The sequence below is a fragment of the Actinocorallia lasiicapitis genome (assembly GCF_054778695.1).
Genome location: NZ_BAAGZI010000002.1, coordinates 1 through 15,271, shown reverse-complemented (window position 1 = coordinate 15,271; position 15,271 = coordinate 1). Strand labels below are relative to the sequence as shown.

General features: G+C 69.7%; 13 protein-coding genes and 2 pseudogenes. 6 read left to right on the top strand and 9 right to left on the bottom strand.

Annotated elements, in window-relative coordinates; genetic code table 11:
- Positions 1-205: 205 nt before the first annotated feature.
- Positions 206-628, bottom strand: coding sequence for a hypothetical protein (locus ACYVE7_RS00565; protein ID WP_460362195.1), 423 nt, complete (start codon positions 626-628; stop codon positions 206-208).
- Positions 629-762: 134 nt separating this feature from the next.
- Between ACYVE7_RS00565 and ACYVE7_RS00560 the strand changes: the two genes are divergently transcribed.
- Both ACYVE7_RS00560 and ACYVE7_RS00555 read left to right on the top strand, forming a co-directional pair.
- The gene (locus ACYVE7_RS00560) at positions 763-2,826 is read left to right on the top strand and encodes a prolyl oligopeptidase family serine peptidase (RefSeq protein ID WP_460362194.1); all 2,064 of its coding nucleotides are present in this window, start codon (positions 763-765) and stop codon (positions 2,824-2,826) included.
- 9 nt (positions 2,827-2,835) lie between these two features.
- Positions 2,836-3,603 carry a class I SAM-dependent methyltransferase gene (locus ACYVE7_RS00555; RefSeq protein WP_460362192.1) on the top strand — a complete coding sequence of 256 codons (768 nt, stop codon included), beginning with the start codon at positions 2,836-2,838 and terminating at the stop codon, positions 3,601-3,603.
- A gap of 39 nt (positions 3,604-3,642) precedes the next feature.
- On the opposite strand, the gene ACYVE7_RS00550 is transcribed toward ACYVE7_RS00555, so the two are convergent.
- Together ACYVE7_RS00550 and ACYVE7_RS00545 are read right to left on the bottom strand one after the other, a co-directional pair.
- Positions 3,643-4,206 (bottom strand): GNAT family N-acetyltransferase, encoded by a 564-nt coding sequence (locus tag ACYVE7_RS00550; protein WP_460362190.1) that lies wholly within the window; start codon positions 4,204-4,206, stop codon positions 3,643-3,645.
- 4 nt (positions 4,207-4,210) lie between these two features.
- Positions 4,211-5,836, bottom strand: coding sequence for an XRE family transcriptional regulator (locus tag ACYVE7_RS00545; RefSeq protein WP_460362189.1), 1,626 nt, complete (start codon positions 5,834-5,836; stop codon positions 4,211-4,213).
- A 340-nt stretch (positions 5,837-6,176) separates the two neighbouring features.
- On the opposite strand from ACYVE7_RS00545, the gene ACYVE7_RS00540 reads away from it, so the two are divergent.
- The 4 genes and pseudogenes from ACYVE7_RS00540 (at position 6,177) to ACYVE7_RS00525 (ending at position 9,770) form a co-directional block, all read left to right on the top strand.
- Positions 6,177-6,485 carry a hypothetical protein gene (locus tag ACYVE7_RS00540; RefSeq protein WP_460362188.1) on the top strand — a complete coding sequence of 103 codons (309 nt, stop codon included), beginning with the start codon at positions 6,177-6,179 and terminating at the stop codon, positions 6,483-6,485.
- Positions 6,486-6,825: 340 nt separating this feature from the next.
- On the top strand, positions 6,826-7,824 hold the full coding sequence (locus ACYVE7_RS00535; protein WP_460362186.1) for a mechanosensitive ion channel family protein: 999 nt from the start codon (positions 6,826-6,828) through the stop codon (positions 7,822-7,824).
- 32 nt (positions 7,825-7,856) lie between these two features.
- Positions 7,857-8,216, top strand: a pseudogene (locus tag ACYVE7_RS00530) (globin); the annotation flags it as partial.
- Positions 8,217-8,246: 30 nt separating this feature from the next.
- On the top strand, positions 8,247-9,770 hold the full coding sequence (locus ACYVE7_RS00525; protein ID WP_460362184.1) for a glycoside hydrolase family 13 protein: 1,524 nt from the start codon (positions 8,247-8,249) through the stop codon (positions 9,768-9,770).
- 6 nt (positions 9,771-9,776) lie between these two features.
- On the opposite strand, the gene ACYVE7_RS00520 is transcribed toward ACYVE7_RS00525, so the two are convergent.
- The 6 genes and pseudogenes from ACYVE7_RS00520 to ACYVE7_RS00495 all read right to left on the bottom strand — a co-directional run.
- Positions 9,777-10,139: a hypothetical protein gene (locus tag ACYVE7_RS00520; RefSeq protein ID WP_460362183.1), complete on the bottom strand. Its 363-nt coding sequence runs from the start codon at positions 10,137-10,139 to the stop codon at positions 9,777-9,779.
- A gap of 27 nt (positions 10,140-10,166) precedes the next feature.
- Entirely contained in the window at positions 10,167-10,625 is a 459-nt protein-coding gene (locus ACYVE7_RS00515; RefSeq protein ID WP_460362182.1) for an acyl-CoA thioesterase, read from the bottom strand.
- 131 nt (positions 10,626-10,756) lie between these two features.
- Positions 10,757-12,421: an energy-dependent translational throttle protein EttA gene (gene ettA, locus ACYVE7_RS00510; RefSeq protein ID WP_460362180.1), complete on the bottom strand. Its 1,665-nt coding sequence runs from the start codon at positions 12,419-12,421 to the stop codon at positions 10,757-10,759.
- A 76-nt stretch (positions 12,422-12,497) separates the two neighbouring features.
- On the bottom strand, positions 12,498-13,787 hold the full coding sequence (locus ACYVE7_RS00505; protein WP_460362179.1) for a GGDEF domain-containing protein: 1,290 nt from the start codon (positions 13,785-13,787) through the stop codon (positions 12,498-12,500).
- Positions 13,788-14,108: 321 nt separating this feature from the next.
- Positions 14,109-14,675, bottom strand: coding sequence for a single-stranded DNA-binding protein (locus ACYVE7_RS00500; RefSeq protein WP_460362178.1), 567 nt, complete (start codon positions 14,673-14,675; stop codon positions 14,109-14,111).
- A 118-nt stretch (positions 14,676-14,793) separates the two neighbouring features.
- Positions 14,794-15,271, bottom strand: a pseudogene (locus ACYVE7_RS00495) (ABC transporter); the annotation flags it as partial.

Sequence of the window (15,271 nt, the reverse complement as noted above, 5' to 3'; positions counted from 1 at the left end):
AGCAGCGTGCCATGGCCGGGCCCCTGGCTCGGCCGGATCCGGTACAACCGCCACGAGGGCCTCCTCTGGGCGTGACGACCCGAGCAGTCAACAGTGTGACCAATGGGATGCTGTTCGCGCTACCCCTATATGCCCGGATCCGGTCGTCCGCAGACACGCCGCCGGCGATGAGGCTCCGTTTTCTGCGGAGCCCCATCGCCGAAGGTCAGGAGGCCGCGGGACGTGCCGTCGTGGTCTGCCAGACGATCCGTCCGTTGATCTGGACGCTCCCGTTCAGCGTGCCCGGCACGTCGGCCTCGACGGCGCCCTGCCGGGACTGGCCCGGCGCCACCTTCGCCCACGTGCAGCGGACCACCGCGCCCGACACCTGGCAGCCGGGCGACACATAGGTGATCGGCAGGGCGGGGCTGAGGGTGTGGGTCAGGACGACCTTCTCGGCCGCGACGGCGCCGGTGTTCCGGACCGTCCACGCCCAGGCGACGTGGTCGCCCTCGTCGGACACGTCGGGCTTCCCGTAGCCGAACTCGATGCCGCCGCCGCTCAGCGCGTGCGGAGCGGCGGCGGCCGGTGCCGCGGACAGCAGCGTGACCGCCGCGGCGGCGACCAGGCCGATGGTGCGGATCCTCATCGTCGTACCCCCGATATCAAGATCATTCGATCAGGACACTCCTAGCGGACCGGCCGATCGGCGCCAAGGTCATCGGTGTGGTGTCGCCCGATCCTGGCGGCACGGTTGCGGATCACAGGTCGTACCCTGATCACATGGACTACCCGGTCGCACCCCGCCAGGACATCGTCGACGACCTCCACGGCCACCGGGTGGCCGATCCGTACCGGTGGCTCGAGGACCCGCAGTCCGCCGAGACCAAGGAGTGGCTGCGCGCCGAGGACGAGCTGTTCCACACCGTGGTCGACGACCTGCCCGGCCGTGAGCGGCTGCGCCGCCGGGTCACCGAACTGCTCGGCTCGGGCTATGTCTCCTCCCCCACCTTCCGCGGGGAGCGCCGCTTCTTCATGCGCCGCACCGCCGAACAGGAGCTCGGCGCGCTGTACACGATCGACCCCGACGGCGCCGAACGCACCCTGATCGACCCGATCGCCCTCAACCCCGACGGCACCACCACGCTCGACTCGTGGCAGCCCGACAAGGAGGGCAGGCTGCTCGCCTACCAGCTCAGCGAGGGCGGCGACGAGGAGTCCCAGCTGTCGATCATGGACATCGCGACGGGCGAGACCGTCGAGGGCCCGATCGACCGCTGCCGCTACACGAGCGTCGCGTGGCTGCCGGGCGGCGAGGCGTTCTACTACGTGCGCCGGCTCCCCAAGGACCAGGTGCCCGAGGGCGAGGACCAGTACCACCGCCGCGTCTACCTGCACCGCCTCGGCACCGACCCGGAGACCGAGGACGTCCTGATCTTCGGCGAGGGCCGGGACAAGACCGAGTACTTCGGGGTCGGCGTCAGCCGGGACGGCCGCTACCTGTCGATCTCCGCGAGCCGCGGCACCGCGCCCCGCAACGACCTCTGGTACGCCGACCTCACCGCGTGCGACCCGGCCGCGCCCGTCCTGGTCCCCGTCCAGCTCGACGTCGACGCGCAGACCAGCGTCCGGTTCCACCCGAACGGCACCGCCTACGTCTGGACCGACCGGGACGCCCCGCGCGGCCGGCTCGCCGTCGCCGACCCGGCCGACCTGTCCCCCGGCGGCTGGCGCGACCTGCTGCCCGAGGACCCCGAGGCCGTCCTCAACGACTACGCGATCATCGACGATCTGGACCGTCCCGTGCTCCTGGCCGGCTGGACCAGGCACGCCATCTCCGAGATCACCGTCCACGATCTGGCGACCGGCGAACGGCTCGGCGAGGTGCCCCTGCCCGGGCTCGGCTCGATCGGCGGGATCGTCGAACGGTACGACGGCGGCCACGAGGCGTGGTTCGGCTACACCGACAGCGTCACGCCCGGGGCCGTCTACCGGTACGATGCCCGGTCGGGCGAGACGACGCTCTGGGCGTCGCCGCCCGGAACCGTCGAGGTGCCGCAGGTGGAGGCGCAGCAGATCGCCTACACGTCCAAGGACGGCACGACGGTCCGGATGCTGGTCGTCGGCTCCCTCGACGGCGGGCCCAAGCCGACCATCCTGTACGGCTACGGCGGCTTCAACGTCTCGCTCACCCCGTCGTACTCGGCGGGCATCCTCGCCTGGGTGGAGGCGGGCGGCGTGTACGTGGTCGCGAACCTGCGGGGCGGCTCCGAGGAGGGCGAGGAGTGGCACCGCGCGGGGATGCTGGGCCACAAGCAGAACGTCTTCGACGACTTCCACGCGGCCGCCGAACGGCTGATCGCCGACGGCTGGACCACCCCCGAACAGCTCGCGATCTCGGGCGGCTCCAACGGCGGGCTGCTGGTCGGCGCGGCCCTCACCCAGCGGCCCGACCTGTACGCGGCGGTCGTCTGCTCCGCGCCGCTGCTCGACATGGTGCGGTATGAGAAGTTCGGTCTCGGGCAGACCTGGAACGTCGAGTACGGCTCCGCGGACGATCCCGAGCAGCTCGGCTGGCTGCTGTCCTACTCGCCCTACCACCACGTCAAGGAGGGCACGGCCTACCCGGCGACCCTCTTCACGGTCTTCGAGTCCGACAGCAGGGTCGATCCGCTGCACGCCCGCAAACTCTGCGCGGCGCTCCAGCACGCGACCTCCGCCGACCGGCCGATCCTGCTGCGGAACGAGGCCGAGGTCGGGCACGGCGCCCGTTCGCTGACCAGAAGCGTCGATCTCTCGGTGGACACGATGTCCTTTCTCGCGCGCTACACAGGTCTGGCCCTGTAGAAGAGGTCCATGACGCAGCCGAAACCGGACCGGGTCCTCGACCTGCTGAAGACCCGGCCCGAGCACCCCGACTCCGCCGAGGGCTATCTCGACCTGGCCGGACCGGCCGCCAAGGCGGGCCCCGCCCAGTCGCAGCGGCTGTGGACGACGCTCGCGCCCATCTACGAGCACCTGTGGCGGCCGTTCGCGTTCAACCTCGCCAAGGGCTGGCCGTTCGGCCCCGACACCGCCGCCGAGTTCGCGATGGCACGCCGCGCCCTCGGCCTGGCCGCGCCCGGCGCCGCCGTCAAACCCGACGTCACCGTCCTCGACCTGGCGTGCGGCCCCGGCAACGTGACGCGCGCGCTGGCCGAAGGGGTCGCCGACGAAGGTCTGGTGATCGGCTGCGATCTGGCGTCCGGGATGCTCGCCAAGGCGGTGGCCGCGACCAAGGACGAGCCCGTCGCCTACGTCCGGGCGAACGTCCTCGACCTGCCGTTCCGCGACGCCTCGTTCGACGCCGTCGCCTGCTTCGGCGCCCTCTACCTGTTCGACGAGCCGTGGCCCGTCGTCGACGAGATGCGCCGGGTGCTCAAGCCCGGCGGCCGGATCGCGATCCTGACGTCACGACGGCCCAGACCGGCGCTCGCGGGCCACGCCGTCCAGGCGATCGCGAACGTCGGCGGCGGCTACCTGTTCGGCCACGACGAGGTCGTCACCGGGCTGAAGGAGCGCGGTTTCACCGATCTGGAGCGCCGGTCGTTCCCCGCGCTGCAGCTCGTCTCCGGCACGGGCTGACCCCGGAGGCGGCACCGCGCGGCCGCCCCCGGGGCGCATCTACAGCTGCTTCTCTCCGTAGATGTTGATGATCCCGTTGATCACCTCGCGCCGGATCTCGTGCCAGCCGTACTTGCGGTACAGCTCGATCGCGGGACCCTGGAACTCGGTGGTGTCGCCGAGCAGCCGCCGGTAGCCCAGCTCGGCCGCCCGCTCCTCCAGCGCCTGGAGCACGGCCGCGCCGTACCCCAGCCGCTGCAGATCCGGGCGGACCCGCAGCCGGACCATCTCGGCCGACGACTCGTCGTGGCGCCGGAGCCCGCCCATCGCGACGGGCACCTGCGCGCCGGGAAACCGATCATCGGAACCCGTCACGGTTCCGACCAGGAACTCGCCCGAACCGTCCTGGAGGTAGAGCTCCTCCAGCCGGTGCAGGTCGTGTTCGTAGTAGACGCCGTCGCCGGGCCGCAGCCCTATCCTGGCGAGCCCCTCGCGGTGCAGGGAGAGCACCGCTTCGAGGTCGCCGGGGACGAAACGCCTCAGCAGGAGATCGCCGAAGACCCATGAGGGCGTGGCGGTCGGGCGCCGGAGCAGTGTCCCGGCGCCGCTCCCGATGGCCGTCACGCGATCAGGCCAGGTCCGGTGGCGCGCTGTTCAGATTTCCCATCGGGCTCTGGACGGACGGGCCGGCCAGCGCCTCGCGCAGGTCGCGCAGCTCGGCTATCTCGCCGTGCTGCTGGACCACGGTCGCGGCGAGCTGCCGCGCCCGGTGCATGAGAATGTCGGACCGGTGGTCGGGGTCGAGGTCCATGATGGCGTCGCGCGCCTGCGTGGCCGCTTTCCCCGCGTCGCCGGCGTGGAGCGAGCAGTGCGCCCGGTCCAGTTTGACGAGCGTCCGGTCGATGATCTCGGTCGGTGAGTAGAGGGACAGCGCATGCGACAGCACCTGCTCGCCCATCCGGTGGTCGCCGAGGTTGGTGTAGGTGTCGCCCTCGTAGAAGGACATCTGCCGGTCGGTGAACCCGAACACCAGGTCGGAGGTGTCGGTCTTGGACAGCTGCTCGAACACCGCGCGCCCCCGTACGAGAGCGCGGCGTGCGGTGGGCGCGGCGTCGGAACGTCCGCGCAGCGCCAGCTGGCCGAGCGCCCTGGCCTCGACGGCCGGAGCCATCGCCGCCGCGACGTTCGGGGTCCGTCCCGCCAGATCCTGGGCCTTGCGCGCCAGGTGCAGGGCCTCGCGCGGATCACCGTAATAGAGGGGCAGCAGCGATTCGCGGACCGTCACCCAGGCCCGCAGGCCCCGGTCTCCGGTCTCGTCCGCAGCCGTCCTGGCCGTCCTGAAGAACGACCGGGCCAGCCGGTGGTCCCCCAGGTTGATCATGATGAGTCCCGAGACGCCGGAAAGCTGGGCCGCGATACGGCACAGCCGTTCCTGGAGCTCCACGGGCTGCCGCTGGTCGGCCAGCCTGCGCACCTCGCTGAAGTCGAGGAGCACGTCACAGAGCATCCGCAGGGAAGGAGTCGACTGGTACGACTGACCGTACCCGTGGATCGTCTCCTCCCACTGATCGAGCATCGTCGGCGACACTGTCGCGCTGACAAGGGTGTCGTCCATCTTCCTGCGGAGCTGATCCACCGCTCCGAGGAACTGGCCGTCGAGCGCCACGCCCGCTCCGGCCAGCAGTTGCAGAAGGGTCCGGCGAAGCACGACGTCCTCCTCTCCGAGATCGAGGCCCAGCGGCCGACCCATCGCCCCGGAGGCTTCGGCGCGGTGAAGGCCTCCGTCGTGCGGATGGGCCATCCAACCCCGGTCGACCACCGAGCCGACCAGGGTCTCCGGCTCCGTGAGGCGAGCCGGTACGGTGACCGCTGAACGCTGGTCGTGGCCCCTGCCGCAAACACAGGGGCCTTGATAACCGAGTTCTCCCGGATCGACGCGATAGACCAGGCACAAATAGTGCAAATACTCAGGACCTGGTCTTTTGTAGCTGCTCTCGTAAGCCGACAGAAGCGTCTCCCCGATCTTCGGGGCGGGTTTTCCATCGACCTCGTAGAGCGCTCGCATCTGCGCCACCACGTCGGACAGCGCCACCCCGAGGGCCAGGCGGTGAGCCTTGATCCGGCTCGTACCGAACAGCGGACCGCACTGTTCGAAGATCTCCACGGCGATGTTCGCCGCCGAGAGGTTCCTGGCCAGACCGAGCGCGCGGATCCTTCGCGCCCGGTCGGATTCCTTACGGGGGGGTTCTGCCATCGTGCCGGCCTCCTCACCAACCGCCGGATGTGTGCACGGTCACTACTGTGCACTCCCCCGAGCCCTGGCGACCGGTTTTCTCGGTCAGGTTGCAGGATTTTGATCTGCGCACGCAGCGTAACCCCGGCAACCCTTGGAGCCAAGACATCACCTGACCAGCCGGTTGAACCAGGACACACCGGGAACCAGGTTTCACCCACCGGGTATAAGAAACCTTCTACCCAGGGGGGTGAAACCTCTCTCGGGCCGCGCGGAGCACTCTTGACCCCCCTCTTCCGAGTTGCAATTCTCGCCATGCAGCCAGAAACACGGAACTCGCGACAAGGGGAGGTGCGCTCAGGTGATCAGCGATCGGCGGGTCGGCTACCTCGAGGAACTGGTGGAGGAACTGGACGCCTGCGGCCTGGTGGCACGGGTGGTCCGGACGCGCTCCGGGCCGGCGTTCCTCAGGGTCGTCAACCCCAGCGCCGCTAGCCTCACCGAGAACGTGACCTGCGCGCCCGTGCCGGAGACCAGGGAGCACTACTTCTGGTGGTCCTGGGGAGAAAGACTGCACCGGGTCGACGACCCCGGCGCCGCCGCCCGCAAGCTGGCGCGCGTGCTGGAGCCGTGCACCCCCACAAGCCGGGAGGGTTCCGCGAGGGCCTGACGAACCAGGCGCGGTGGCTCAGTCGCCCCCGCGGAACCCACCCGTACCACAACTCAACCGATCATCCGTTCGATCACCCAGACGACGCCCGGCCACGTCCACGCCCACTTTCGCGGCCGGGCCCACCAAGGACGAAGGAACCGGCTCCCCGGAGGGGGGCGGGTCGGTGATTCCGTCCGCAGACCCTCCCCGATGATCTCGTCGGGGTCCGTCCGCACCACCGCTGCGACCGTACGACCCGATCGTTTCCGTCCCCTACGATCGGTTTGCGTGCAGGTCGCACGTCCACGGTGGTGGTCCGGACGGATCCGCCGGCGGGATCCCGGGGAGGGTCTTCACGTTGTTGTCGTCACTGCCGCTGTTGTCCGACGCCAGGATGCCCGAGGGCACCTGCGCCAGGGCGGGTGACGAGGACGCCTCCAGCGTCGCCTGCCGGGCCGTCTGGAACGTGTCGCACAACGAGGACGTCACCCGGTTCTTCCACACCTGGCTCGACGGCCTCGTCACCACCCTCCTGTGGATCATCATGGCGCTCGTCGCGTCGGTGGTCGTCCGGCACTTCACCCACCGGCTGATCACCAAGATCACCGAGAAGGTGGCCGAAGGCACCATGTCGGAGAAGATCCGGGACCGCACCCGGACGATCTTCGACGGCAGCCCCGCCCTGCTCAGCGAGCGCCGCCGCCAGCGCATGGAGACCATGGGCTCGGTACTCCGCTCCATCGCCTCCGTGGTGATCTTCGGTACGGCGGCCTTCACCGTCCTCGGCCAGATGGGGCTGAACCTCACCCCGATCCTGGCCAGCGCCACCGTGATCGGCGCCGCGGTCGGCTTCGGCGCGCAGAACATCGTCAAGGACCTGCTGGCCGGGCTGTTCATGCTGCTCGAAGACCAGTACGGGGTCGGCGACGTCGTCGACACCGGCAGCGCCAAGGGCAGCGTCGAGGCCGTCACGCTGCGGATCACCCGGCTCCGCGACGTCAACGGGGTGGTCTGGTACGTGCGGAACGGCGAGATCACCCGGATCGGCAACGAGTCGCAGAACTGGGGCCGCGCCGTCCTGGACATCCCGGTCGCCGCCGACCAGGACGTCGACACCGTCCGCGATCTGCTCCAGCAGACCGCCGACGCGCTCGCCAAGGAAACCGACTGGGACGAAGTGATCATCGAGAAGCCGTCGGTCTGGGGCGTCCAGGCGCTGAACGGCGACACCATGGTCGTCCGGGTCACGCTCAAGACCCAGCCGGGCCGGCAGGGCGACGTCGCCAGGGCGCTGCGCATCCGGGTCAAGCGGGCCTTCGACGAGGCCGGGATCACGCTGGGAGTGCCCGCTCCCTGAGCGGGTTAGGCTGGAGAACGATGAGCCAACAGATCACTTATTACGAGGCCATGGGCGGCGAGGAGACCTTCCGCAGGCTCGTCCACCGCTTCTATGAGGGCGTCGCCGAAGATCCGGTGCTCCGCCCCCTGTACCCCGAAGAGGATCTCGGCCCCGCCGAAGAGCGGCTGGCGCTGTTCCTCATCCAGTACTGGGGCGGCCCCAGCACCTACAACGAGCTGCGCGGCCATCCCCGGCTGCGGATGCGGCACTTCCCGTACCGCATCGGGATCCGCGAGCGCGACGCCTGGCTGGCGCACATGCGCGTCGCCGTCGACTCCCTCGACCTCGAACCGCGGTTCGTCGAGGTCCTCTGGGACTACCTCTCGCGCGCGGCGGACAGTCTGGTGAACAGCGAGGGATAACCGGGTAGATCGTCCCTCATGACGACCTCCCCTCCCCCCTCCTCCGCTTCCCCCGCACCCCGGCCGTGGTGGCATGACGCCGTGGTCTATGAGGTCTATCCCCGCAGCTTCGCCGACTCCTCAGGGGACGGCGAAGGCGATCTGGAGGGGGTCAGGTCCAGGCTGCCCTACCTCCGCGACCTGGGGGTGGACGCGCTGTGGCTGACGCCCTTCTACCGTTCCCCGCTCGAGGACGGCGGCTACGACGTGGCCGACTACCGCGACGTCGACCCCAGGTTCGGCGGCCTCGCCGACTTCGACCGGCTGGTCCGCGACGCCCACGGGCTCGGCCTGCGGGTGATCGTCGACATCGTGCCGAACCACACTTCGGCGGAGCATCCCTGGTTCCAGGAGGCTCTGAAGGGTGTCGGCCGGGATAGATATCTGTTTCGCTCCGGTGAGGAGCCGCCCAACGACTGGAAGTCGAACTTCGGCGGCCCGGCCTGGACGCGGGTCGCCGACGGCTCCTGGTACCTGCACCTGTACACGCCGGGACAGCCCGATCTGAACTGGCGCAACCCCGAGGTCCGCAAGGAGTTCGAGGACATCCTGCGGTTCTGGCTGGACCGCGGGGTCGACGGATTCCGGATCGACGTCGCGGCGGGGCTGTTCAAGGACCCGTCACTCGCCGATCTGGGCGATCTGGGCCCCCACGCGGCCGGATCGCCGATGTACGGGCGGCCCGAGGTCCACGCGATCTACCGGGACTGGCGGGCCATCCTCGACTCCTACCCGGACGAGCGGATGGCCGTCGGGGAGGTGTGGACGGAGTCGGCGGACGACCTGGCGCTCTACGTGCGCCCCGACGAGCTGCACCAGGCGTTCCAGTTCGCGCTGCTGCTCGCGCCGTGGGACGCGGCGGTCTTCCGGGAGATCGTCTCCTCGACGCTGGCCTCGGCCCGGGGCTCCGCGCCGACCTGGGTACTGTCGTCACACGACGTCATCCGGCACGGCTCCCGCTACGGGACCGCGGAACGCGCCCGCTCGGCGCTGCTGTTCCTGCTCGCGCTGCCCGGCTCCGCCTACCTCTACCAGGGCGAGGAGCTGGGGCTGCCGGAGGTCTTCGACCTGCCGGCCTCGGCCCGCCAGGACCCGATCTTCTTCCAGGGCGGCGGGCTCGGCCGGGACGGCTGCCGGGTGCCGCTGCCCTGGTCGGGCACCACCCCGCCCTACGGCTTCAGCACAGGTGAGCCCTGGCTGCCCCAGCCGGACTCCTGGGCCCCCCTGACGGCCGCGGCGCAGGCCGCCGACCCCGCGTCCATGCTCAGCTTCTACCGGGACGCCCTGGCGCTCAGGAGACGGCTCAGGGACGGGCTGCCCGCAGAACTGGAGTGGTGTGACGCGCCCGACCAGGTGCTGACGTTCCGGCGCGGGCCGCTGACCTGCACCGTGAACTTCGGCGACGCGCCGGTGCCGTTCCACGGCAAGGTGCTGCTGGCTTCCGGGGACGTGTCCGCCGGAGCGCTGCCCGCCGGGGGCGGGGCCTGGCTCGCCGAGGCGTAGCGGCCGCTACACGGCCGTCCAGCACTCCTGCTTCTCGTCGTAGACGTAGTGCGGGCCGCTCAGCCGGTACGTCTTCGACAGGACGCGCTTCTTGCCGTGGAAGGCCAGGACGTCGAGGGTGCGGGGCCTGACCTTCGCGCCCTTGACGTTCTTGACGGCCTGGCGGGCCTTGGCCAGCGCCGCCTTCTTCGTCTTCGCCCTGACCTCGACGAACACCCCGTCGGGGTCACCGCCCCAGTCACAGCGGGAGATGCCCTTGCACGGCTTCGGCTCGACGAGTTTCACGCATTTCTCACAGGCCTCGGCCGCGGGGGCGACCGCCAGGACCAGCGCGAGAGCGGAGACGAGAGCGAGCAGAACACGGCGCAAGGGTCCTCCAAGAACGTGAGTAGGGTCTCACCCTACTTTGGGCTGGAGAAAACGGGAGATGTACTCGCGCTCGGCAGGCGTGTAGCGGCGCAGCCGCGCGTTCTCCACGTCGAACGCCACGAGCGTGGAGGTGGCCGTCGCGTAGACGTTCTCGTCGTCGCGGACCTCGTAGGACAGCTTGAACGAGGCGGCGCGCAGATCGGTCACCCAGCTCTCCACCCGGATCGGGTGGATCACGCCCTGCAGCGGCACCTTGTAGTCGATCTCGTGCCGGGAGACGACCATCCCCCGGACCGGCTCCAGACCGGCCAGGATCGGGTCGGCGTGGAACATGACCAGCCGGGCGTCCTCGAGGTAGCCGAGGAACTTCACGTTGTTCACGTGCATCTGGGAGTCGATGTCGCCGAACCGGATGTGGAACTCGTAGACGTGGCGGAAGGACCGGGCGGTGTCCTGCTTCGCGGGGAGCGTGGCGGTGTCGTCCAATGTCCTGCCTTGATCTCTTCGAGGGTGTTCGGGGGCAAGTGCCAGGTTACCGGGACCACTCGGGCACCCCGAAACGCAGCGAAGGCCACAAGATCCGCAGATCTTGTGGCCTTCGGCTAGAAACCCGGCTTTTAGTCGCGGGTCAGCTTGCGGTAGGTGACGCGGTGCGGACGAGCCGCCTCGGCGCCCAGCCGCTGGATCTTGTTCTTCTCGTAGTCGGCGAAGTTGCCCTCGAACCAGAACCAGTTCGACTCGCCCTCCCACGCCAGAATGTGGGTGGCGATCCGGTCGAGGAACCAGCGGTCGTGCGAGGTGATCACGGCGCAGCCGGGGAACTCCAGCAGGGCGTTCTCCAGCGACGACAGAGTCTCGACGTCCAGGTCGTTGGTCGGCTCGTCCAGCATCAGGACGTTGCCGCCCTGCTTGAGGGTGAGCGCCAGGTTGAGACGGTTGCGCTCGCCACCGGACAGGACTCCGGCCTTCTTCTGCTGGTCGGGGCCCTTGAAGCCGAACGCCGCGACGTAGGCACGGGACGGCATCTCGACCTGGCCGACCTTGATGTGGTCCAGGCCGTCGGAGACGACCTCCCACACGTTCTTGTTCGGGTCGATGCCGCCGCGGCCCTGGTCCACATAGGAGAGCTGGACGGTGTCGCCGAGCCGCAGGACGCCCGAGTCGGGCTGCTCCTCGCCGTTGATCATGCGGAACAGCGTCGTCTTACCGACACCGTTCGGGCCGATCACACCGACGATGCCGTTCGGCGGCAGGTTGAAGGAGATGTTCTCCCACAGCACCCGGTCGCCGAAGCCCTTGGTCATCTTGTCGGCGACGATCACCGTGTTGCCCAGGCGCGGGCCCGGCGGGATCTGGATCTCCTCGAAGTCGAGCTTGCGCATCTTGGACGCCTCGGACGCCATCTCCTCGTACCGGTCGAGCCGGGCCTTGGACTTGGTCTGGCGAGCCTTGGCGTTGGAGCGCACCCACTCCAGCTCTTCCTCGAGCCGCTTCTTGCGCTTGACGTCCTTGTTGCCCTCGACCTTGAGGCGCTCGGCCTTCTTCTGCAGATAGGTCGAGTAGTTGCCCTCGTAGGGGTAGCAGCGGCCGCGGTCCAGCTCCAGGATCCAGGTGGCCACGTTGTCGAGGAAGTACCGGTCGTGGGTGACCGCCAGGACGGTGCCCGGGTACTTCTCCAGGTAGGACTCCAGCCAGTTCACCGACTCGGCGTCCAGGTGGTTGGTGGGCTCGTCCAGCAGCAGCAGGTCGGGCGCCTCGAGGAGCAGCTTGCAGAGCGCGACCCGGCGGCGCTCACCACCCGAAAGCTGGGTGACGGGCAGGTCGGGGGCCGGGCAGCGGAGCGCGTCCATCGCCTGGTCGAGCTGGGAGTCGAGATCCCAGGCGTTGCGGTGGTCGAGCTGCTCCTGGAGCGTGCCCATCTCGGCCAGCAGCTCGTCGGTGTAGTTGGTCGCCATCTCTTCGGCGATCTCGTTGAACCGCGCGAGCATCGCCATCGTGTCGGCGACGCCCTCCTGGACGTTCTCCAGGACGGTCTTCGACTCGTTCAGCGGCGGCTCCTGCTGGAGCATCCCGACGGTGAAGCCGGGCATGAGGCGGGCCTCGCCGTTGCTGGGCTGCTCCAGGCCGGCCATCATCCGCATCAGCGTCGACTTACCGGTACCGTTGGGGCCCACCACGCCGATCTTGGCCCCGGGCAGGAAGTGCAGTGTGACGTCGTCCAGCACGACCTTGTCACCGTGCGCCTTGCGCACGCGCTGCATCGTATAAATGTACTCGGCCATGAGGTAAGCCTAGGGGCTTCCCGCCCCCGCTCACGCCCGCCTGTGGATATCCGCGGGGATCAGGGGAGCGAGCGGATCAGCCCGCCTTGCGGACGGCGGGCAGGCAGACCCGGTCACGGCCGGATGCCTTGGCCCGGTAGAGGGCCAGGTCCGCGGAGGCCAGCAGCTCGATCAGATCCTGGCCGTGGGTGCGGTACAGCGCCACACCGACGGAGATCGTCACGGTGACGGTGCTGTCCTCGGCGGGCACGGCCAGCCGGCGGACGCGCGCCCGCAGCCGTTCGGCCACCCGGCACGCCTCGACCGTGTCGGCGCCCGGCAGCAGCACGGCGAACTCCTCGCCGCCGAACCGGCCGATCACGTCGTAGTCGCGGAGCTGGTGGACCAGGGTCGAGGCCACCGCGACCAGCACCTGGTCGCCGAGCAGATGGCCGTAGGTGTCGTTGACCCGCTTGAAGTAGTCGATGTCGATCAGGAGGACGGCCAGTGGCTCATGGGAGCGCTGGGCGCGCGACAGCTCGGTGTCGGCCTCACGCTGCCAGGCGCCCGCGTTGAGCAGACCGGTCTTGGCGTCGGTCCTGGCCGCGGCCTGGAGCTGCTGGTGCATCAGGCTCCGCTGGAGCAGGACGACCGGCGGCAGCGCCAGCAGCAGCAGTGCGGGCGAGATCACACAGGTGATCGCGACGATCACGCCGACGCAGAGCTCGACGACGTCGAGCAGGAGGCTCTCCCGAGTCCACAGGACGTCGCGCCAGCGGCCGTCAGGGGTGGAGGCGTGCGCGGCGACCGCCACCAGGGCCGTGTTGAGGACGATGAACAGGACGGCGCAGCCGATCGCCGCGATGATCGCCGTCTGGTCCTCGGTGACCCAGCGGCCGGTTCCCTCCAGCGGCTCGGGCACGAACCGGTGGAAGACGATCGAGGTCGCGGCGCCCGACAGGCCCAGCGCGGCGGCGGCGAACACTCTGCGGTGCGCCATCGTCGCCCGCACCCGGTACTGGAGCAGCACCTGCAGCGGCACCGGGATCAGCAGGGCGTAGATCGGCGGCAGCAGCAGCGCCACCGGCAACCACCACGCCGACAGCAGGTCGCGGGCCACGCCCGCGGGCATCCCGAGCCGACGCGACGCCTCGATGCAGACCGCGCCGCACAGCCCGAGCGCCAGGAGAGTCAGCGCGTCCTGCCACCGCCACACGGTGTGTGCGGCCTCCCACGCCCCCAGCGCCAGGTAGGCGGCGACCACGAGGAACAGGTACACCACCAGCACCGTGGGCTGAGCAAGCAGCGGCCAGCGGGCGTGCCCGCGACCGGGCTCCCCACCCTCCCGGCGATGCTCGTCGGCGGCTGACTGGTGCACTGCCGTCATGCTTCCCCCACCCCGGCCACCTATCACGTTAGGTAACACGATAATTGCAAGGCGTGCGTCACGGGGCGGAAAGCGTTACCTTCTTCAAGCACTTCGTCCACAGACCACTTCCGTTTCCTCACGAGCCTCAGGAGGCCCCCATGCGCGGCATCTCCTGGATCTGACCCGCACCACACCCTCGCCCACCGCCTCTCCCGCACAGCGGGAGAACGGCCGGAGGCGCGGCCCGCAGGGACGATCCGAGCCATCAGGCCCCTGCCAGGCCCCCCGGAGCACGACCGTCACCCGGCTGATTTCGCCCGGTGAACGTCGCGGCCGAGATCACGCGGCTTCCTCCTCTTCCAGGTCGTAGGAATCGTCGTGGGCGGAAGTTTCAGCACCGGTGTCCGGCGTGTCGGCTCCCGACACGCCCGGGACGACCGGTGAACGGTCGGGTTGGGCGGGATGGAGCCGTGTGACCGGACGGCCCGCCAGGTGATCGGCGGGCTCGATGGGCTCGGCCTGATCCTCGATCGTGGTGGCGGATCTGCTGCGGCGCTGGAAGTGGGCCTTGCCCCGGTTGAGGTCGGGGCCGAAGGCGGCGGCCTGGAGCTCGACCATGATCCGCTGCTGTCCTGCGTGCTCGTAGTCGCGGACCCGCAACCTGCCCTGCGCGATGACCGGGGTGCCGGGCGCCAGCTCGGAGGCGTTGATGTTCTCGGCCAGAGCGCGCCAGCAGCTCACCGACACATAGGTCGGCGGCTGATCCGTCCACTGGCCGGTCTCCCTGACGAAGCGGCGGGGAGTCACCCCGACCCGCACCGACAGGAACGGCACCCCGTTACTGGTGATCCGGTACTGGGGCTTGGCGGCCACCCACCCCACGACCGTCATGTAGGCCTCGTCCATGGCTCCTCCGGAGCCGGGGGTTCCCGGCGAACCCCGTCCGCCTCCGACGGTGCCCCAACCACAAGATCCCTTGGGGACCGAACGGTGTTCTGTGGATAAGCCGTTCCGTGGACAAGGGTCAGGTGCGGGCGGTGGTGAAGGTGGAGCGGTAGGTGGCGTAGGCGGCGAGCTCGTCGGCGATGGGGGCGAGGACCTGGGAGTCGGCGACGGCGGCGATGCTCTCGCGCATCCGGCGTTCGATCCGTTCGCCGTGGCGGGCCGCCGACAGGGCGACGACGTTGCGGCAGGCCGCGGCCGTCAAAGCGCCCATGCCGAACATGCAGACCGTCAGGATCACGACCCACGGCAGGATGTCGCTGCCGAGAAGGCTGCTGGACGTGCCGGTGATCAGGCCGGCCGCGGAACCGGCGAGCAGGCCCGTCCAGACGAGGCCGAGGGCCGCGCCGACGACCAGCAGGTACTGCCAGCCCTTCACCAGCCACCACCAGCGCGGCACCTGGTTGAGCGAAGGCAGCGTCTCGCGGAGCGCGGCGCCGAGCGCGTCCGGCAGGTCGGCGGCGTGGGCGCGCGCCGAGTCACGGACCGAACGCCGCCAC

Coding starts and splice junctions, on each gene's coding strand:
- ACYVE7_RS00545 (WP_460362189.1), bottom strand. CDS start 5,836: ATGGCAGAACCCCCCCGTAAGGAATCCGACCGGGCGCGAAGGATCCGC.
- ACYVE7_RS00560 (WP_460362194.1), top strand. CDS start 763: ATGGACTACCCGGTCGCACCCCGCCAGGACATCGTCGACGACCTCCAC.
- ettA (WP_460362180.1), bottom strand. CDS start 12,421: ATGGCCGAGTACATTTATACGATGCAGCGCGTGCGCAAGGCGCACGGT.
- ACYVE7_RS00565 (WP_460362195.1), bottom strand. CDS start 628: ATGAGGATCCGCACCATCGGCCTGGTCGCCGCCGCGGCGGTCACGCTG.
- ACYVE7_RS00555 (WP_460362192.1), top strand. CDS start 2,836: ATGACGCAGCCGAAACCGGACCGGGTCCTCGACCTGCTGAAGACCCGG.
- ACYVE7_RS00505 (WP_460362179.1), bottom strand. CDS start 13,787: ATGACGGCAGTGCACCAGTCAGCCGCCGACGAGCATCGCCGGGAGGGT.
- ACYVE7_RS00500 (WP_460362178.1), bottom strand. CDS start 14,675: ATGGACGAGGCCTACATGACGGTCGTGGGGTGGGTGGCCGCCAAGCCC.
- ACYVE7_RS00525 (WP_460362184.1), top strand. CDS start 8,247: ATGACGACCTCCCCTCCCCCCTCCTCCGCTTCCCCCGCACCCCGGCCG.